Annotated in this window: 16 protein-coding genes; 8 read left to right on the plus strand and 8 right to left on the minus strand. The window is 69.5% G+C overall.

The window, feature by feature from the left end; all coding sequences use genetic code 11:
* Window positions 1-157: 157 nt before the first annotated feature.
* Window positions 158-1,459 (minus strand): winged helix DNA-binding domain-containing protein, encoded by a 1,302-nt coding sequence (locus AB0I94_RS04360; protein ID WP_363307886.1) that lies wholly within the window; start codon window positions 1,457-1,459, stop codon window positions 158-160.
* Window positions 1,460-1,519: 60 nt separating this feature from the next.
* On the opposite strand from AB0I94_RS04360, the gene AB0I94_RS04365 reads away from it, so the two are divergent.
* A complete protein-coding gene (locus AB0I94_RS04365) occupies window positions 1,520-1,966 on the plus strand; it encodes a helix-turn-helix domain-containing protein (RefSeq protein WP_363307887.1) in 447 nt (148 codons plus the stop codon).
* A gap of 589 nt (window positions 1,967-2,555) precedes the next feature.
* Here the strand turns inward: AB0I94_RS04365 and AB0I94_RS04370 are convergent.
* On the minus strand, window positions 2,556-2,912 hold the full coding sequence (locus AB0I94_RS04370) for a DUF192 domain-containing protein (RefSeq protein ID WP_363307888.1): 357 nt from the start codon (window positions 2,910-2,912) through the stop codon (window positions 2,556-2,558).
* 629 nt (window positions 2,913-3,541) lie between these two features.
* On the opposite strand from AB0I94_RS04370, the gene AB0I94_RS04375 reads away from it, so the two are divergent.
* Window positions 3,542-4,087, plus strand: a complete 546-nt coding sequence (locus AB0I94_RS04375; protein WP_363307889.1) for a hypothetical protein — start codon at window positions 3,542-3,544, stop codon at window positions 4,085-4,087.
* 199 nt (window positions 4,088-4,286) lie between these two features.
* Here AB0I94_RS04375 and mgrA read toward each other — a convergent pair whose 3' ends face one another.
* The gene (gene mgrA / locus AB0I94_RS04380; protein ID WP_363307890.1) at window positions 4,287-5,324 is read right to left on the minus strand and encodes an L-glyceraldehyde 3-phosphate reductase; all 1,038 of its coding nucleotides are present in this window, start codon (window positions 5,322-5,324) and stop codon (window positions 4,287-4,289) included.
* Window positions 5,325-5,616: 292 nt separating this feature from the next.
* Here mgrA and AB0I94_RS04385 point away from each other — a divergent pair, with 292 nt between their 5' ends.
* The 4 genes from AB0I94_RS04385 to AB0I94_RS04400 all read left to right on the plus strand — a co-directional run bounded on the left by AB0I94_RS04385 (window position 5,617) and on the right by AB0I94_RS04400 (window position 10,727).
* Entirely contained in the window at window positions 5,617-6,378 is a 762-nt protein-coding gene (locus tag AB0I94_RS04385) for an isoprenyl transferase (RefSeq protein ID WP_363308294.1), read from the plus strand.
* 386 nt (window positions 6,379-6,764) lie between these two features.
* Window positions 6,765-8,087, plus strand: coding sequence for a PhoH family protein (locus tag AB0I94_RS04390; RefSeq protein WP_363307891.1), 1,323 nt, complete (start codon window positions 6,765-6,767; stop codon window positions 8,085-8,087).
* A gap of 390 nt (window positions 8,088-8,477) precedes the next feature.
* Window positions 8,478-9,227 carry a lytic transglycosylase domain-containing protein gene (locus tag AB0I94_RS04395; protein WP_363307892.1) on the plus strand — a complete coding sequence of 250 codons (750 nt, stop codon included), beginning with the start codon at window positions 8,478-8,480 and terminating at the stop codon, window positions 9,225-9,227.
* Between the two features lie 126 nt (window positions 9,228-9,353).
* Window positions 9,354-10,727: an AI-2E family transporter gene (locus AB0I94_RS04400; RefSeq protein ID WP_363307893.1), complete on the plus strand. Its 1,374-nt coding sequence runs from the start codon at window positions 9,354-9,356 to the stop codon at window positions 10,725-10,727.
* 70 nt (window positions 10,728-10,797) lie between these two features.
* Here AB0I94_RS04400 and AB0I94_RS04405 read toward each other — a convergent pair whose 3' ends face one another.
* Together AB0I94_RS04405 and AB0I94_RS04410 are read right to left on the minus strand one after the other, a co-directional pair.
* Window positions 10,798-11,331, minus strand: a complete 534-nt coding sequence (locus AB0I94_RS04405) for an alkyl hydroperoxide reductase (protein ID WP_363307894.1) — start codon at window positions 11,329-11,331, stop codon at window positions 10,798-10,800.
* 15 nt (window positions 11,332-11,346) lie between these two features.
* Window positions 11,347-11,901: a peroxiredoxin gene (locus AB0I94_RS04410; protein ID WP_160506938.1), complete on the minus strand. Its 555-nt coding sequence runs from the start codon at window positions 11,899-11,901 to the stop codon at window positions 11,347-11,349.
* A 211-nt stretch (window positions 11,902-12,112) separates the two neighbouring features.
* Between AB0I94_RS04410 and AB0I94_RS04415 the strand changes: the two genes are divergently transcribed.
* A complete protein-coding gene (locus tag AB0I94_RS04415) occupies window positions 12,113-13,048 on the plus strand; it encodes a LysR substrate-binding domain-containing protein (RefSeq protein ID WP_363308295.1) in 936 nt (311 codons plus the stop codon).
* Between the two features lie 36 nt (window positions 13,049-13,084).
* Here AB0I94_RS04415 and AB0I94_RS04420 read toward each other — a convergent pair whose 3' ends face one another.
* The 3 genes from AB0I94_RS04420 to AB0I94_RS04430 are packed head-to-tail and all read right to left on the minus strand — an operon-like array spanning window position 13,085 to window position 16,721.
* Window positions 13,085-15,514, minus strand: coding sequence for an FtsX-like permease family protein (locus AB0I94_RS04420; protein WP_363307895.1), 2,430 nt, complete (start codon window positions 15,512-15,514; stop codon window positions 13,085-13,087).
* On the minus strand, window positions 15,511-16,197 hold the full coding sequence (locus tag AB0I94_RS04425; protein ID WP_363307896.1) for an ABC transporter ATP-binding protein: 687 nt from the start codon (window positions 16,195-16,197) through the stop codon (window positions 15,511-15,513). Before AB0I94_RS04425 ends, AB0I94_RS04420 begins: the two co-directional genes overlap by 4 nt.
* Window positions 16,194-16,721 (minus strand): PadR family transcriptional regulator, encoded by a 528-nt coding sequence (locus tag AB0I94_RS04430; protein ID WP_363307897.1) that lies wholly within the window; start codon window positions 16,719-16,721, stop codon window positions 16,194-16,196. The genes AB0I94_RS04425 and AB0I94_RS04430 overlap by 4 nt, the downstream gene beginning before the upstream one ends.
* Before the next feature lie 238 nt (window positions 16,722-16,959).
* Between AB0I94_RS04430 and AB0I94_RS04435 the strand changes: the two genes are divergently transcribed.
* Window positions 16,960-19,251 (plus strand): transglycosylase domain-containing protein, encoded by a 2,292-nt coding sequence (locus AB0I94_RS04435; protein ID WP_363307898.1) that lies wholly within the window; start codon window positions 16,960-16,962, stop codon window positions 19,249-19,251.
* Window positions 19,252-19,343 lie beyond the last annotated feature (92 nt).

Raw genomic sequence — 19,343 nt, forward strand, 5'->3', positions numbered from 1 at the left:
CGGGACCCGCCCACGTACCCGTCCGACGTACGCACCCGACGCACCCGCCCGCCCCTACGCCCCGACGTACCCGCCCGACGTACGCGCCCGACGTACCCGCCCGCCCTTCCGCCCCGACGTACCCGCCCGACGTACCCACCCGCCCTACGCGCCCGCCCTAGGCATGCGCCCCCACCGTCACCCTCCCCACCACCAGCTCCGCCACGCCCTCCAACACTTCCCCCACCCGTTCTACCTGCCCCGCAAGCTCCCGCTCCTGCGTGGTGTTCAGCGCGTCCAGGGGCTCGACCGTGACCGTCAACCGCCGCCCGGAGCGCCGCTGGTGCCAGACTCCCGCCACGACTCCGTCGACCAACAGCACCGGAAAGTTGCCCGCCTGGCCCCCGGCCAGTGCCCGCTCGTAGGCCCGGCCCGGGAAGAGCCGTGACCGTGGGTGTGAGGCGATCACGTACGCGTCGAAGTACGGCAGCAGCCGCACACCCCGCACCGGCTCCGCCGAAAACTCCGTGTCACCCGCGACCACCCATGCCGACGCCGGCACCGACCCCCGCCCCGACCCCCGCCCCGACCCCGACGCCGACGCGGGCGCCGTCACCGTCGTAGCCGTAGCCGTAGCCGTAGCCGCAGTCGCGACCGCGACGGCACTGGCACCGGCGGCCGACGACCCCCCGTCCATCTCCACCGCCTCGATCTCCCCGGCGGCTGCCAGCGACGCGAAGACGCCGTTCGCCCAACCGTCCGGTACTGCCGCCCACTTGGCGAACTCGCGCGGCTGCGCGGGGCCGTACGCGTACAGGAATCGCCGCACCAGCCACTCCGTCGCCACCTCGGCGGACGGCTGCGGCTCCTCGGAGGCCGGTGGACGCGTGTACGTCACCTTGCGTCCCCGGTTCGGCGCGAAGCACAGCACCCCGCGGTGGCCCGCGAGATGCATGACCGAGCGCCACCGCGGCCACATCCCCTGGAAGGCGGGCAACACCAGGTCGCCCGCCCAGGGCCCCGTACGCGCCACGACCTCCTCGCTCAGCTCGTCAATGGTCAGCCGGACCCCGTCCAGCGCGTCGCCGATCGCGCTCACGATCTCCTCGGTCTGGGCAGGCGTCAGCCGATCACCCGCCTTGAACGGGCTCGGCCCACCCGGCACCGCGGACAACGCGCCCGTCCAGTGGGGGAGTTCCGCGGTCGGCAGGAAGTGGATCGTGCCCCGCGGCCCGTACGTCTTGACCAGGCTCGGCTCCTCACCCCACAGCGCGTCGCGTACGTCCTGCCGGGTCGCCCCGTCCATCCGCAGCCCCACCGACAGCTCGGCGGCCGACATCACCTGCGCCTGCGCGGCGAGCATCGCGTCGACCACCTCGGCGGGCCCGGCCTCGCCAGGCTTGGCCGGGGTCCGCAGGAACTGCCGCTCCATGCGCCGGGCGTTGGCTGCACTCCACGTGACGGTGGAAGGGGCGCTCATCGGGGTCTCCTTCGGTACTGTCGACCGGGGAAGTGGCTCTGCGGACACGAGGAGTTGACCATGCCGAAGAGCGGCGCGGAGGGTAATTCGGGGAGCGGCCGTTCGCTGGGCGGCGAGGGGAGCGCCAGCGGCGGGGGGAGTGCCAAGGAGACCAAGACGGTGTACGCCTGTGGGCTCGACGCCGCCGTGGACGTCGTCGGCGGAAAGTGGAAGCCGATGATCCTCTGGGCGCTGTACGCGGGCAGGACACTGCGCTTCGGCGAACTCCGGCGGCACATCACCGGCATCAGCGAGAAGGTCCTCATCCAGCAGCTGCGCGAGCTGGAGTCCGACGGCATCGTGCATCGCGAGGTGTACCGGGAGGTGCCGCCGAAGGTGGAGTACTCGCTGACTCCCCTCGGCACGTCCCTGAACGATGCACTGATCCCGCTGGGCGTGTGGGGCGACGAGAACATGCAGCGGCTTGTCGCCAACCGTGACAGCAAGAAGGAAGGCAAGGCCGCCTGACGGGAGGGCTGCTCTGACGGGAGGGCCGCGTTGGCGGTGGCTGCCTGGATACGAGTGGTGTGCTGACCGGGAGGACCGGGCTGACGGGAGCGCCGACCTGACGGAGGGTTGCCCGGATGGGAGGCCGCCCGGATACGAGTGCCGCGCCGACCGGGAGAACAGTCCTGACGGGAGAACTGCCCTGCCGGAAGGGGCCGCCCCGACAGGCCCACCGCCCCGACAGGCCCACCGCCCCGACAGGCCCGCCGCCCCGACAGGCCCGCCGCCCCGACAGGCCCGCCGCCCCGACAGGCCCGCCGCCCCGACAGGCCCGCCGCCCCGACAGGCCCACCGCCCCGACAGGCCCACCGCCCCTCGCGAGAATCGCCTGACGGGAAAACCGGGCGGATGGTTGCCTGTCGGGGTGATCGTTAGCCAAGTGATCCCGAAACAGGTGGTGTTGATTCCGCATCGTTATCCGGACTGGCTCGATCCAGCAGCGAGAATCACGTAAGTTCAGACCAAGGCGAATTCGCGTGAGCAAAGCCACGTGTGCGGTGCCGCGCGGTGGAGGGGGCTGCGCGGCCCCGCGCGCCTTCCTCTCGCTCTCTCACCTTCCGGCGGCGTCGTCAGCCTCACCCCGTCGCACCTCGACCCGCACTCCCCGGTGTACGCCCCACTCGGCCATCGCTCCGGCTTCCGCCTCCAGGACGTGGCGGGCCCGCGGCCGGGGTCGCCCGATCCGCCCGGGCCGCATCGTCCGCACGGCCAGCACCCGCAGCTCCCGGTCCAGGTACGCCACGTCGATGGCGAACCGCATCCGCACGGTGTGCACGCTGCTCGCCGGGGTCAGCAGCAAGGCCCCCGTGACCCCGTGCCGACCGAGCAGCCCGCGCCGCCGCGCACCGGCGGAGTCCGCGATCTCCAGGGGGAGTGTCCGACCGGTCGGAAGCAGAAGCATCGCCATGCGAGCCGAAGCTAGCGGCCCGCGCGTCCACCCCGTCAAGCGCCCGTATGCCCACCCCGTCAAGCGCTCGTACGCCCGCCCCGTCAAGCGCCGCGCGTCCGCCCCGTCAAGCGCTCACGCATCCGGCGCGTCAAGCGGGCGCCCGACCCCGTCCCCCTTTGGGTTACCGGCGCACGGGGCCTGAATATGCCGCCAGGGCCGAAAATCGGTGGGAAAGCAGGGCCGCGGAGTTGCCGGGCGGTTTCGGAGAGTAGTTGTGGCACGCCGATGCGAGCGGCATCACTCACGAAGGGTTATGGTGGAAACCCCCCCTCGGGCCGGTCCGTCTCCCCCCCACGGACCGGCCCGATTTTTTGTGCCCGCAGAGCCGAGCGCGTCTACGAGTCATGCAGGCCCATGAGCCCACGCGTTCCAAGGGTCCAGGCGTCCCATGAGCCCGCGTGACCGTGCGTCCCGCTCAAGCCATGAGGCCACCGTTCGCCCCGCACGAGCCATGAGTCCACGTGACTGTGCGTCCCGCACGAGCGATGAGCCCACGCACCCCACGAGCCCTCGCCGCTCATGCCCCCCCGTGGTCCATCCGCCCCCGCATGATCGTCCCCGCAGCGGCTGTGACTATCGTCAGGGACATGTCGAATCAGGACCCCCCGCTCCCCCCGCTCCCCCCGCTCCCCCCGCCGCCCCACGACCCGCAGGCCAACCCCTACGCCACCCACCACCCCGCCCACCACGCCACCCCCCACCCAGGCCTGCCCAGCTACACCGGTCCGGCGCAGGACCCCGGGTACGGATATGGCTACGGACCGGTGGCCTTGCAGAAGATGCCGGGGTCCCTGCGTGCCGCGCAGATCGTCATCTGGGTCCTCGCCGGACTCACCATGCTCGGATCGGTCGCCATAGCCGCTTCGGGGGACGCGCAGACGGCAGGTGCTGCCGCCGGTGCGAACGTGTGCATCCTGGTGGCCGCAGGCTTCGCGTTCAGTTTCCAGAGCGCGGGCCACGGGGTTCGGGTGACGTGCATCGTCCTGATGAGCGTCCAGATCCTGTTCGGTCTCGGCGCGCTGGCCGGCGGGAACGCGGGAGGCGGCCTCGCACTGCTCGGCTCGATCGCGGCGGTCATCCTGCTGTCCACCGGCAACGTGGCCGCCTGGTTCAAGCGCCCCCGCCAGAGCTAAGCGCCCGGCCAAGAGCTAAGCGCCCGGCCAAGAGCTAAGCGCCCGGCCAAGAGCTAAGCGCCCGGCCAAGAGCTAGGCGCCCCGCTAAAGCTAGGCGCCCGGCCAGAGCCAGGCACCTCGCCAGAGCCAAGCGCCCCCACCAAAGCAGGACGCCCCCACGGGAAGTGGGGGGCGAAGTGAGGGGCGCCCGGCGTCCGTTCTAGCCGCGACCCGCCCAGATGTTCGTGCCCGGCGTGGACACCGCGAAGGTGTCGATCTCGGTGAGTTCCTCGTCGGTGAGCTTCGGTCCCGCCAGCGCCGCGACGTTCTCCTCCAGCTGCTTCACGCTGGAGGCGCCGATGAGCGCGGAGGTCATCCGCTCGTCGCGCAGGACCCAGTTGAGGGCCAGTTGTGCGAGCGACTGGTCGCGGCGGGCCGCGATGTCGTTCAAGCCGTTGAGCCGGCGCACGACCTCGTCGCTCAGGAGGTCGGGGTCGAGCGACTTGCCCTGCGTGGCGCGCGAACCCTCGGGGATGCCCTTCAGGTACTTGTTCGTGAGCAGGCCCTGCGCCAGCGGCACGAACGAGATGCAGCCCATGCCCGCGTCTTCGAGGGTGTCGAGCAGACCGTCGTCCTCGGTCCAGCGGTTGATCATCGAGTACGAGGGCTGGTGGATGAGTGCCGGAACGCCCATCTCCCGCAGCAGGCGCGCCGCTTCGGCGGTCTGCTCGCTGTTGTAGGAGGAGACACCCACGTACAGCGCCTTGCCCTGCCGCACGGCGGAGGCGAGCGCGCCCATCGTCTCTTCGAGCGGAGTCTCCGGGTCGAAGCGGTGCGAGTAGAAGATGTCGACGTAGTCGACGCCCATCCGCTTGAGCGAGGCGTCGAGGGACGACAGCAGGTACTTGCGCGAACCCCACTCGCCGTACGGGCCGGGGTGCATGAGGTAGCCCGCCTTGGTCGAGATGACCAATTCGTCGCGGTACGGGGCGAAATCCTGGGCGAACAGCTTGCCGAAGTTGAGCTCGGCCGAACCGGCCGGCGGGCCGTAGTTGTTCGCCAGGTCGAAGTGCGTGACGCCGAGGTCGAAGGCGCGACGCAGGATCGCGCGCTGGCTCTCCAGTGACTTGTCGTCGCCGAAGTTGTGCCACAGGCCGAGGGAGACGGCGGGGAGCTTCAGGCCGCTGCGGCCCGTGCGCCGGTACTCCATGGTGCTGTAACGGTCCGTTGCTGCTCGGTACAGAGACGTGTCGTTCATGGGTATGAAGCTACTTCAGCCCCGGATCTTCCGGGGGCCACCACCGCGGCCACCCAGCGGCAGCCGACCGCGCCACCCGGCGGCAGTCGACCACGCCACCCGGGGCCGGAAGACCACACCACCCAGCGGCGGCCGACCACGTCACCAAAGCCCCGAGACCCGCGTCACAAAAGCCCCGAGACCCGCGTCACCAAAGCCCCGAGGCCCACATCACCCGAGGGCGGAAGCCCGCCCTCACAGCGGTAGGCTTTCGCCTTCGGGGACTGCCATCTGCATGGAGGGGCTGACAGAAGTGAACCTGCGCGACCTGGTGTACGGACTTTACGCACGCCGGGTGGAAGGCCGCCTCGACCACGATCAGGTGCCCAAGCACATCGGGGTCATCCTCGACGGCAACAGGCGCTGGGCGAAGGCGTCCGGCGGGACCACCGAACAGGGCCATCAGGCGGGTGCGTACAAGATCGAGGAGTTCCTCGGCTGGTGTGCCGAGACGGACGTCGAGGTCGTCACCCTCTGGATGCTGTCGACGGACAACTTCGACCGCCCTGAGCAGGAGCTCATCCCGCTCCTCGGCATCATCGAGGACACGGTCCGCAGCCTCGCCACCGACGGCCGCTGGCGCGTGCACCACGTGGGCACGATGGACCTGCTGCCCTCCCGCACCCAGGCCGTCCTGAAGGAAGCCGAGCAGGCGACCCACGGCAACAAGGGAATACTGGTCAACGTGGCCGTCGGGTACGGCGGACGGCAGGAGATCGCCGACGCGGTCCGCTCGCTGATCCTCGACCACGCGGACAAGGGCACGAGCCTGGAGGACGTCGCCGAGACCGTCGACGTCGACCTCATCTCCAAGCACCTCTACACCCGCGGCCAGCCGGACCCCGACCTGGTGATCCGAACGAGTGGCGAGCAGCGCCTGTCCGGCTTCATGCTCTGGCAGTCGGCCCACTCCGAGTACTACTTCTGTGAAGTCTTCTGGCCGGCCTTCCGCAAGGTCGACTTCCTGCGTGCGCTGCGTGACTACGCGGCCCGCCACCGGCGTTACGGCGGCTGACACCCCGAGCCGGCACCCCAAGAGGCCACCGGGTGCTCATGTCGGTGAGGCGTGAGTAACCCAGAGTTCACGGACGCGCCGTCATATGCCCTGGCATGGCTGCGCTCGTTCGAGGGAATAAGCCTTCCAGGTCGACATCCGATTCACGGATGTCGTATCTCAGCGGGCGGCATGGGGCCGTCCGCCCGGGAGGCCCTTTGCACCAGGACGACCGTGCGGTGAGTACGGGCGAAGTGGAGGGCCGGAGCTCGGCCCGCGCACTGCGGTCCGAGACCGGTCCCTCTGAGACGGGTCGCTCCGAGACCGGTCCATCCGAGACCGGCCCGGATTTCTCCCGGCATCCTTCCCGTCGCTCCCCGACCTCATCCGAGGGGGTACGTCCTTCCGTGGTGACCAGCACGAAGCGCCGCATGCCCGACAGGCGCACCTATGTTCTCGACACCAGCGTTCTGCTCGCAGACCCGAACGCCATGAACCGCTTCGACGAGCACGAAGTCGTGCTGCCCGTCGTCGTGGTCACGGAGCTCGAGGCGAAGCGGCACCATCCCGAACTCGGCTACTTCGCCCGGCAGGCCCTGCGCCTCCTGGACGACTGCCGGGTCAGGCACGGTCGCCTGGACGCGCCGATCCCGATCGGCGACCTTGGCGGCACGCTGCGCGTCGAGCTCAACCACTCCGATCCCGGCGTGCTTCCGGCCGGCTACCGGTTGGGGGACAACGACTCACGGATTCTCGCCGTCGCGCGCAACCTCCAGGCAGAGGGATACGACGTCACCGTCGTGTCGAAGGACCTGCCTCTGAGGATCAAGGCGTCCTCGGTCGGCCTCCTCGCGGAGGAGTACCGCGCCGAGCTCGCCATCACGGACTCCGGCTGGACCGGAATGTCCGAACTGACCCTCTCCGGCGAACAGGTGGACCTTCTCTTCGAGGAGGACACCCTGTACGTCCCCGAGGTGGCCGACCTGCCTGTCCACACGGGCCTCACCATCCAGTCGGAGAAGGGCAAGGCTCTTGGCCGCGTCACGGCCGAGGGCAATGTCCGTCTCGTACGCGGCGATCGGGAGGCCTTCGGCATCAAGGGGAGGAGTGCGGAACAGCGCATCGCGCTGGATCTGCTGCTCGATCCGGACATCGGCATCCTGTCGATGGGCGGCCGGGCGGGTACCGGCAAGTCGGCGCTCGCGCTCTGCGCGGGACTCGAGGCGGTCCTGGAGCGCAGGCAGCACCAGAAGGTGATGGTCTTCCGGCCGCTGTACGCGGTGGGCGGGCAGGAACTCGGCTATCTGCCCGGCACCGAGGCCGAGAAGATGGGTCCTTGGGCGCAGGCGGTCTTCGACACGCTCGGCTCGGTGGCGGGCAAGGCGGTCATCGAGGAGGTGACGGCGCGCGGCATGCTCGAAGTGCTCCCGCTCACCCATATCCGCGGGCGCTCGCTGCACGACGCGTTCGTGATCGTGGACGAGGCCCAATCCCTGGAGCGGAACGTTCTTCTGACCGTTCTGTCCAGGATCGGGGCGAACTCCCGTGTCGTGCTCACTCACGACGTCGCCCAGCGCGACAACCTCCGAGTGGGGCGTTACGACGGGGTAGTTGCCGTCGTCGAGAAGCTGAAGGGCCATCCGCTCTTCGCCCACGTCACGCTCACCCGCTCCGAGCGTTCGCAGATCGCGGCGCTCGTGACCGAAATGCTGGAGGAAGGGTCGATCTGAGCCAGTTCACCCTGGTTACGCGGTAGTTGGCGCCGCCCGGCGAAGCGAAGGAGCTTAGTCGGGCGGCGTCTTGGCGTTCGCCCTTTTCCGAAAAACTCCTGGGGCAAACGAGGTGTGAGCTTTCACACGCAACGGAGAATTGCCTTGCGGCGTCCGGCTGGGGCAGAGTCTGGGTCCTGTCAGGCCCCGCATGCGACACACCTGTACCCCCAGCGGTACCGCAAACCGGAAACACCAGAACTTCATAGTGGCCGTCGCATGCCGCCCGAGCACCACGCGGCGCTCCCACAACGGGGGTTGCCCACCGGGTCCGTGCCTCCCGTGACCGAGATACAAGCGGAGGCCAGTGCCAGGGGCACGATTGCGTCCGCGAGGTCACCTATGCGGGCGATGCTGGAAGGAAACCGTGTGAGCCGGATTTCGGTCCGGGGATTCGCCGTGGCATCCGCCACCGCGGTCACCACCGTCGGCGCTGTTGTTGGTGTCGCCTCGGGCAGCACCCCGGGCGCCTCGAACGACAACGACTTCGAGGCGACGGCAAGCGAAGCGACTCTCCTCGCAGACATCCCCGCGGGTCAGCAGGCCCAGGTGCAGACCGCGTCCCTGACGCAGCAGGCCGACGCACAGGCCATGGCTGCGGACACGGCCGCGAAGAAGTCCGCGGCGGAAGCGGCCCGCAAGCAGGCCGCCGAGTCGGCGATCGCCAAGCAGAAGGCCGCCGAGAAGGCCGAGGCCGCCGAGAAGGCGGAGAAGGCGGCAGCCAAGAAGGAGCGCGAGGAGGCGACCGAGACCAAGGCCAGCCGTTCCTCCGCGCGCGACGCCTCGGACTTCGCCCCGCAGTCCTCGTACTCCGTCTCGCAGGTCCAGGCGATGGCACGGCAGATGGTCCCCGGCGACCAGTTCCAGTGCTTCAGCAACATCGTCGACCACGAGTCCACCTGGAACTACAAGGCCAGCAACCCGTCTTCGGGTGCCTACGGCCTCGTCCAGGCGCTGCCCGGTTCCAAGATGTCCTCGGCCGGTGCCGACTGGCAGACGAACCCCGCCACGCAGATCAAATGGGGTCTGGGCTACATGAACGACCGTTACGGAAGCCCGTGCGGAGCATGGGACTTCTGGCAGGCGAACAACTGGTACTGAGCCGCGTATCGCTCAACCTCTCTGAGGCCCCTCACCGTCCTTCGGTGGGGGGCCTCAGCCGTGTACGGTCATCCCGACAACTTCCAGGGGGGAGTGGTGGGGAAAGACGGGGGAAGAGGACGGATCATGTCGCGAGTGCCAGGGTGGATCGGCCGGCTCGGTGCCGGGCTGTCTCAGATGGGGGAGCGGATGGGCCGCGAGGAGCCCGATTCCGGCCCTGAGGACGGCATCAGGACCTCGCGGCGGCCCTCCGCCGACGACGCGGCAGCAGCCGAGGGCGACGCGGCCGCGGAGGCGGCGGCCGGGGACTCCTCGGAGCAGGTCGTGCCGGCCCCGCCCGCGTACGCCCCCGACATAGCGGCACGGCCCGACCCCGTCGCGGCGGTGCCGTGGGGGATGCGGGTCGCGGCCGAGGCCGGCTGGCGTCTTCTCGTGCTCGCGGGCACGCTCTGGGTGTTGATGAAGGTCATCAGCGCCGTGCAGCTCGTCGTCTTCGCCTTCGTCGCGGCGCTGCTCGTCACCGCGATGCTTCAGCCGACGGTGGTCCGGCTCAAGCGGCTCGGCCTTCCGAGGGGGCTCGCGACGGTCGTCACGGCCGTGCTCGGCTTCGTCGTCATCGGCCTGGTGGGCTGGTTCGTGGTCTGGCAGGTCATGGACAATGTGGACACGCTCTCCAGTCAGGTCCAGGACGGCATCGACGATCTGCGCAACTGGCTGCTCACCAGCCCGTTCCATGTCACCGAGGACCAGATCAACGACATCGCCAAGAGCCTGCGCGAGGCGGTCGGGGCGAACACGGAGGAGCTGACGTCGGCGGGCCTCGAAGGGGTCACCGTCATCGTGGAGGCCATGACGGGCATCCTGCTCGCGATGTTCTCGACGCTCTTCCTGCTGTACGACGGCAAGCGCATCTGGGAGTGGGTCCTGAAGCTCGTCCCGGCGCCCGCGCGGCCCGGCATCGCGGGCGCGGGGCCGCGTGCCTGGCGCACGCTGACGGCCTATGTGCGCGGCACGGTGATAGTGGCTCTGATCGACGCGATCTTCATCGGGCTCGGGATCTACTTCCTCGGGGTGCCGATGGCGGTGCCGCTGGCCGTCTTCATCTTCCTGTTCGCGTTCATCCCGCTGGTGGGCGCGGTCATCTCGGGCGCGCTCGCCGTGGTGGTGGGCCTGGTCACCCAGGGCGTCTTCACCGGTGTGATGACCCTGGTCGTGGTGCTCGCCGTGCAGCAGATCGAGGGGCACATCCTGCAGCCGTTCATCCTCGGCCGTGCCGTACGGGTGCATCCGCTCGCGGTGGTGCTCTCGGTGGCCGCGGGTGGTCTCGTCGCCGGGATCGGCGGGGCCGTCGTCGCGGTGCCGCTGGTCGCCGTCACCAACACCGTGGTGGGCTATCTGCGGGCGTACTCACGTGAGGCCGCCCTGAAGCAGGCTCCTCAGCCGCGGGGCGCGACCGCCGTGGATGTCGCGCCGGTGGAGCGGGAGCGCACCGCCGAATAGCTCGGGCAACACGAAAGGGCCCCTCCGACCACTGGCCGGAGGGGCCCTTTCGCGTACGGAACAGCGCGTACTACTCGGAGAGCACGGCCTCGGAGTCCAGCGTGACGCCGACCGCCTGGATCACGGCGGCGATCTTGAAGGCTTCCTGGATCGTCTCGCGATCCACGCCCGCCTTCCGCAGCACCTGCTCGTGGGAGTCGAGGCACTGGCCACAGCCGTTGATCGCGGAGACCGCGAGCGACCACAGCTCGAAGTCGACCTTCTCCACGCCCGGGTTGCCGATGACGTTCATCCGCAGGCCGGCACGCATCGTCCCGTACTCGGGGTCCGAGAGCAGGTGGCGCGTGCGGTAGAAGACGTTGTTCATCGCCATGACGGCCGCGGCCGACTTGGCGGCGGTGTACGCCTCGGGGGAGAGGTTCGCCTTCGCCTCGGGCTCCAGCTCGCGCAGCACCTTCGGGGAGCGGGAGGCGATCGCGCAGGCGAGCACCGTGCCCCAGAGCTGCTGCTTCGGGAGGTCCGAGTTGCCGATGACCGAGCCGAGGTTCAGCTTCAGGTCCTTGGCGTAGTCCGGTACGGCGGACTTCAGTTCGTCGAGTGCCATGTCAGAACCTTCCGTTCACTCGCCCGAGAGCAGCGCGACCGGGTCCAGGGTCTCGTCGCCCTGGGTCCAGTTGCAGGGGCAGAGCTCGTCGGTCTGGAGCGCGTCGAGGACCCGGAGGACCTCCTTGGGGTTACGGCCCACGGAACCGGCGGTCACCATCGTGAACTGGATCTCGTTGTTCTGGTCGACGATGAAGACGGCGCGCTGCGCGAAGCCGTCCGCGCCCTCGATGCCGAGGTCACGCATGAGCTCGTGCTTCGAGTCGGCCAGCATCGGGAAGGGCAGGTCCGTCAGGTCCGGGTGGTCCTTGCGCCAGGCGTGGTGCACGAATTCGGAGTCGCCGGAGAAGCCGAGGATCTGGGCGTCGCGGTCAGCGAACTCGTCGTTCAGCTTGCCGAAGGCGGCGATCTCGGTCGGGCACACGAAGGTGAAGTCCTTGGGCCACGCGAAGACGATCTTCCACTTGCCCTCGTAGGTCTTGTGGTCGATCTGCTTGAACTCAGCGCCCTTCTCCAGCGAGACGCAGGCGGTCAGATCGAACTGGGGGAACTTGTCACCGACAGTGAGCACGCGCTCTCCTTGCTGCAGAGAAAATCCCTTTTGGGGAATTTCCTGGGGGGTTGGACTGATGTCGATGGTGGCACAGGGTGCATTGATTATGGAAATAGCTAGAGTGGGTCTTGTTGATCGGACCCAGTTATCAGTGTCTGAGAGTTAAGAGGAGAGGAGGAGTGCCGTGGCAACCAGTGTCAAGCCCGTGGCCAACTCCGTGCCCAAGTCCGTGGCCAAGCGGGGCGCCCGGCAGCCCAGCCTCGCCCAGCTGCGCGCCTTCGCCGCCGTCGCCGAGCATCTGCACTTCCGGGATGCCGCCGCCGCGATCGGGATGAGCCAGCCCGCGCTCTCCGGGGCCCTGTCCGCCCTGGAGGAGACACTCGGTGTCACCCTCGTCGAGCGTACGACCCGCAAGGTGCTGCTCTCGTCGGCCGGTGAGCGCCTCGCGGTGCGGGCCAGGGCGGTGCTCGACGAGGTCGGGGCGCTGATGGAGGAGGCCGACGCGGTGCGCGCACCCTTCACCGGAGCGTTGCGGCTCGGTGTGATCCCGACCGTGGCGCCCTATCTGCTGCCCACGCTCATCGGTCTCGTTCACGAGAAGTATCCGGACCTCGATCTCCAGGTGCACGAGGAGCAGACGTCCTCGCTGATCGAGGGGCTCGGCGCCGGACGGCTCGACCTGCTCCTCCTCGCCGTGCCGCTCGGCGTGCCCGGCGTGAGCGAACTGCCGCTGTTCGACGAGGACTTCGTGCTCGTCACGCCGCTCGACCACTGGCTCGGCGGGCGCGAGGGAATCCCGCGCGAAGCCCTGCGCGAGCTGAACCTGCTGCTGCTCGACGAGGGGCACTGCTTGCGCGACCAGGCCCTGGACATCTGCCGGGAGGCCGGGCGCGCGGATGCCCCGGTGACCACCACGGCCGCCGGGCTCTCCACCCTCGTACAGCTGGTGGCCGGCGGGCTCGGCGTGACGCTGCTTCCGCGTACCGCCGTCCGCGTCGAGACCAGCCGCAGCAATCAGCTGCTCACCGGGTACTTCGCGGACCCGGCGCCGACCCGGCGGATCGCCCTCGCGATGCGTACGGGGGCCGCGCGGGCGGCGGAGTACGAGGCGCTCGCCGCCGCGATGAGGGGGGCCGTGCAGCCGTTGCCGGTGCGGGTGTTGTGACCCCGCACCGGCAACGCGCCGCCCCTGTGAGCGGAGTTACTCCGTGCGCAGGCCGTCCGGGCGCATCATGCGCCACAGCGGCGGCAGGCTGAGCACCGTCACGACCGCGACGAGAACGGCGCCCGCGGCCGTCAGGGGGGCGAAGAGCCACCAGTCGGTGACCGACTTCTGGATCATGCGGGTCATGACGTAGCCGAGGCCGAGGCCGCCCGCGACGGCGAGCGTCAGGCCGATCGCGACGGGGATCGCGGTCTGCCACAGGATCGACCACGCCATCGACGCGCGACGCGTGCCGAACGCGGTGAGGGCGGCGAGCAGACGCTTGCGCTCCCGCAGTTGCTCGATCATCGAGACCAGCATGGACGCCGCGATCAGCGCCATCGTCGCCATCGCGCCGATCTGCAGACCGGTCTGGATGGTGGCGTACTGCTTGTCGCGTTCGACCGCCCGCAGCGTCATCACGTCGAGGAACGGGTCGAGGTGGGCCGCGGTGTTGCGGATGTACTCCTCGGCGTCCCGGGTGCCAGGGTCCACCTGGATCATCGCGGTCGTCGAGGCGTCGGCCATCTTGGACATGTCGACCGCGCCGGGCGTCGCGTAGATGCCGTCGTGCAGCTCGCCGCCCGGGTCAGGGCGGGCCTTGACCGTGCGGGAGTCGGCGGGCAGCGTCCAGGGGACGTGCCGCTTGCCGGGGTCGTCCCAGCTGTCGACGCTCAGGTCGACCGGCTTGCCGGGGCGGGCCGACTTGTCGACCCACGCGTTCATCCGCTTGTTGCCGGTGTGTACGACGTAGGTGTCGCCGTCCCGGCACGAGCCGATCCGGGCCAGCTCGCGCAGGTTCGCGCAGGTGCCGACCGTCAGCTCCGTGAGGGGCCGGAAGTCCTCGCCGCGCTCCAGCTTGCCCGGCCTCACGACGTACGAGGTCGTCGTGGCGATGACGTTCTTGACGCCCTTGGTGGTGCGGAACTCGCCGATCATCCGCTCGGCGAGGTCACCGTCACCGACATCGGCCTTGACGACCAGCTTGGCGCGGGCGGGGTCGTTGTCCGTCATCTGGTTGAAGTCGTCGTGCATCGCGACGAACAGCATCTGCAGGGCGATCGCACCCGCCACCGCGACGGTGATGCCACTGACCGCCCGTGCCGCCGTGCCGCTGCTCAACTGGAGCCTGCGCGTGGCCAGTTGCCAGGGCACGGGGCCACCGCCGCGCAGCCGGGACACGCTCGCCTCGACGAGCCAGGGCAACAGCGCGGCCAGGCCCACCAGGGTGAGCGTCGCGCCGGCGCCGATGGCGAAGACCGGCGGGGCCATGTCGCCGCCGACCCGGCCCGCGGCCAGCAGGATCCCGAGGCCGAGGAGCGGCATCGCGACGCGCCACCACACGCGGCGCTTGCGCGGCTTGGTGCTGCGCACGACGCCGAGCGGTTCGATGGAGACGGCCCGCAGCGAGATCAGCGTGACCAGGACGGAGGTGACCGGCACGGCGAGCAGGACAAGCACGGCGAGGCCGGGCACCGGCACCACGTCGGAGGGGAAGGCGCTGATCTTCCACCCTTCGAGGGTGCCGATCAGCTCCCGCACGCCGAGGAAGAACAAGCCGCCGAGCGCAAGGCCGAGCAGCGCGCCGCACAGTGCCTCGCCCGCCGCGATCCGCCGCACGCTGTGGGCGTCCGCGCCGACCAGACGCAGCGCGGCCAGACGCCGGTCGCGCCGGTCGCCGCCGAAGCGGACCGCCGTGCCGATGAAGATGATCACCGGGGTCAGCAGGACCACGCAGATCAGGACGGTCAGGACGATCAGCATCGGGTCCAGGGGTTCGGCGGGCTCCTGGTAGCCGAAGTCCGCCACGCGGTGGCCGCCCTTGGCCGGGGTGAGGGCGTCGGAGCCGGCGTAGTAGTAGAGCTCCCTGGGGTGGGTGAGGCCCGCGTCGCCGATGGTTTCCGTGACCCGGTACTCGCCGAAGCGCTCCTTCAGAAGGGCGCCGTCAGAGCTGTCCAGGAGCTTGCGCAGGGCGGGCGATACGGCCATCTCGCCGTCCGCCGGGATCTTCTTCAGGCCGGGCGGCAGGGTCGGGTGCGCACCCTCGGCGCGCAGCACGCGGCCGCTCACCGTCGCGTCGCGGAAGTCGGTGGGAAGGTCGCGCTGGAGGACCGTGGAGTCCGACCGCTCGACCTTCTTGCCCGAGAACTGGCCCTCGGCCGAGCGGGCCACCGAGCGGTCCTCGCGGTGCTGGAGCAGATGGGGCACGGACGCGGCGCCGAGGAGCAGGGCCACGCCGAGGCCGACGCCGACCGCCGTCAAGAGGGTGCGTGTCCACCCCTCGCGGCCCCCGCCGACGGCGAAGCGGATGCCCAGGGCGAGGTCGCGGACGAAGGCGCGGGGTCCCCCCGTGGACTCAGGGGCGGTGCGGTCGGCGAGTGGTGGCCGGGGAGCCGTCTCGGCCCTGGCGCGCGAGTCGAGACTCATATCGCCCGCTCCATGTCCCGTGACCTGCCGTCGCGTACGACGATCTCGCGGTCGGAGTAGGCGGCGACCCGCGTCTCGTGCGTGACCAGGACCACGGCGGCGTTCGTCGAGCGCGCGGCGTCGGTGAGCAGCTCCATGACGCGCTCGCCGTTGAGCGAGTCGAGGGCGCCGGTCGGCTCGTCGGCGAAGAGCACGCGCGGGCTCGTGGCGAGCGCGCGGGCGACGGCGACGCGCTGGCCCTGGCCGCCGGAGACCTCGCCGGGCCGCTTGGCGACGACGTCCTCGACCTCCAGGCGTTCCATCCAGGTGCGGGCGGTCGCCTCGGCGTCCTTGCGCCTGGCGCCGTTCAGACGCAGCGGGAGCGCGACGTTCTCCAGGCAGGTCAGCTCGGGGACCAGCTGCCCGAACTGGAAGACGAAGCCGAACTCGCTGCGGCGCAGGGCGCTCAGCGCGGCGTCCGGCAGCCCCGTGAGCTCGCGGCCGTTGTACGTGATGGAGCCCGAGTCGGGCTTGACGATCCCCGCGAGGCAGTGCAGGAGCGTGGACTTGCCGGAGCCGGAGGGGCCCATCACGGCGACGACCTCGCCGGGGTGGATGGAGAACCCGGCGTCGTCGAGCGCGGTGGTCGGACCGTACGTCTTGCGGAGCCCGGAGGCGGTGAGGAGGGAACCGGCGGGGGTCATGCGGAGCGGACCTCCTGGGCGAGCTTGCCGAGGCGCGCGGCGGCGAGTTCAAGCCAGCGCAGATCGGCTTCGAGATGGAAGAGCGCGTGGTCGCAGATCAGTTGATCGGCGAGGTCGCCCTTGCGCTTGCGGTCGGTGAGGATGCGCATCAGGCGCAGGTGCTCGGCGCGCTGGGAGTCGAGCATCTCCGCGGCGTCGCGCTCGGTGAGGAGCGCGAGGACGACCTTGGTGTAGAGGGTCGACTGGAGGTAGGGCTCGGGCTTCTCGGGGGTGGCGAGCCAGCGCTCGACATCGGTGATGCCGGCTTCGGTGATCGCGTAGCGCTTGCGCTCGGGCCCGCCACCCGCCTCTATCCCGTCGACCTCGACCAGGCCGTTCTTCAGGAGGCGGGACATGGTCGAGTAGACCTGCCCGTAGTGCAGTGGCTTGTCGTGACCGAACTTCTCGTCGAAGGTGCGCTTGAGGTCGTAGCCGTGGCGCGGGCCCGACTCAAGGAGGCCGAGGAGGGTGTGACCGATGGACATGCGGAGCACTCTACACCGTGTGTATACGTGGCATGTATACCGGTCACGGGGAGCGCACAGGTTCGAAACGCGGGCAACCTTCTGAGGCCCGTGTTCGTCGGTTCATAAGGACAGGTGCTCATTGTCACGTCCGGAAAAGACCGGATCGGCAGGAGTTTGTCCCAGGGTGCGGTGTTAGCTTCGTGAGCTGACTCGACGTACGCATGAGGAACTAGACGGAAGCGGAGCACTCAGAGCCATGGGCCGAGCGGAAGAGCGACAAGCGCGGCAGCGCGGCGCGCGCCGGGCAGCGCGTGGGCGCCCCGCCGGCGGCGGGAAACCCAAGCGCACCGGCATACGCCGCTTCTTCACGCTGAAGAAGATACTTGGGACGTTCTTCGGGGTCTGCCTGCTCGGCTTGGGGGCCTTCGTAGTCCTCTACCTGGTCATCGACATCCCCGCAGGCAATGCGGCAGCGAAGAGGCAGAGCAACGTCTACAAGTACAGCGATGGCTCGATCCTCGCGCGCGACGGCAAGGTCAATCGCGAGATCGTCGACCTCGAGAAGGTGCCGAAGGACGTGCAGCGCACCTTCGTGGCCGCCGAGAACAAGTCCTTTTACAAGGACACGGGCGTCGACTTCAAGGGCACGGCCCGTGGGCTGATCAACACCGTCTCGGGCAAGGGCAAGCAGGGCGGCTCGACGATCACGCAGCAGTACGTCAAGAACTACTACCTGACGCAGGACCAGACCGTCACCCGTAAGCTCAAGGAACTGGTCATCTCTCTGAAGGTGGACCGGGAGAAGAGCAAGGACGACATCCTCGCCGGGTACATCAACACCAGTTACTACGGCCGCGGCGCCTACGGCATCCAGGCCGCCGCCCAGGCGTACTACGGCGTCGACGCCTCGGGCCTGGAGGTTCAGCAGGGTGCCTATCTCGCCGCGCTGCTCCAGGCTCCGAGCCAGTACGACTGGGCGGCTGCGACACCGACCGGTAAGAAGCTGGCCAAGGAGCGCTGGAACTACGTACTCGACAACATGGTCGAGAAGAACTGGCTGGACTCAGGCAAGCGGGCAGGTCTGAAGTTCCCGGTTCCTGACGCTCCCAAGCCTGCACCCGGCATGGAAGGCCAGACGGGTTATCTGGTGCAGGCGGCAGACGCCGTGCTGGAGAAGCAACTCGTCGACCAAGGGCTAGCCGAGTCCGAGTCCGAGGCCGAGGCCCAGGTCGAAGCGGGCGGCTACACGATCACGCTCAACATCGACAAGAAGAAGCAGCAGCTTCTGGAGAAGGCCGTCGACAAGAAGCTGAACAAGCAGCTCGACCCCGACAAGCGCAAGGCCGACGCCCGGGTCCAGGCAGGCGCCGCGTCCGTCGACCCCAAGACCGGCAAGGTCCTTGCCATGTACGGCGGCGAGGACTACGTGAAGCACTTCACGAACAACGCCACCCGCCGCGACTACCAGCCGGCCTCCACCTTCAAGCCGCTGATCCTGGCCGCGGCCCTGGAGAACGGTGCCAAGACGCAGTCCGGCCAGCCGATCACGGCGAACACGATCTACGACGGCACCAGCAAGCGCCCGGTCAAGGGCAGTGACGTCGGCTTCGCGCCACCGAACGAGGACGACAAGAGCTACGGCCCGGTCACCGTCCAGAAGGCGATGAACAAGTCCATCAACTCGGTCTTCGCGCAGATGGGCGTGGACGTCGGCATGGACGAGGTGCTTGAGACCGCGGGCAAGCTCGGCATGGACGTCGAGGACCTGCCCGCCGTGCCCGCGCAGACCCTGGGCACCATGGGCGCGAGTCCGCTGGAGATGGCGGGTGTCTACGCGACGCTCGACAACCACGGCAAGAAGGTCACCCCCCGGATCGTGGCCTCGGTCGAGCACAAGGACCGCACGATCGACCTGCCGGACGCGATCGGCGAGGAGGTCGTCGAGCGCGGCACCGCGGACTCGCTCACCTCGGTCCTGACCGGCGTGGTCGACGACGGCACGGGCCGCGCGGTGCGCAGTCCCGTGCAGGACGTGGCGGGCAAGACCGGTACGTCCGACGACAACAAGTCGGCCTGGTTCGTGGGCTACACGCCGAAGCTGGTCACCTCCGTCGGCCTGTTCGGAGAGGGCGCCACGGGCACCGCCGAGCAGAGCAAGCAGGTCTCCATGAAGGGCGCAGGCGGTCTGCCGCGCGTCGACGGCGGCAGCTTCCCCGCACAGATCTGGGCGGCCTACACCTTCGACGCGATGGGCTCGCCCAGCGAGTTCGACCTGGACACCTCCATGGGCGCGGCCATCGCGCCGCCCCCGGAGCCGACGACGCAGGCCCCGAAGGAACCGACGGAGGAGCCGTCGGAGACCGAGGACCCGACGACGAAGCCGCCGACGGACGACCCGACGACGGAGAAGCCCACGCAGACTCCGACGACCGAGTCGCCGACGGAAGACCCGACCACGGAGCCGCCGACGGACGACACGGAGTCGCCGGACCCGACGGACTCCATCGAGATCCCGGAGAACCCGAACGGGCGGCCGGGCAGGGACTGACGGCCACACGCCGCTCCACGGCTCGACGCGAAGGCGCCCGGAAGCAACTGCTTCCGGGCGCCTTCGTCATGAACCGCTCGTCATGAACCGCT

Source organism: Streptomyces sp. NPDC050147 (genome assembly GCF_040660195.1).
Taxonomy (GTDB): domain Bacteria; phylum Actinomycetota; class Actinomycetes; order Streptomycetales; family Streptomycetaceae; genus Streptomyces.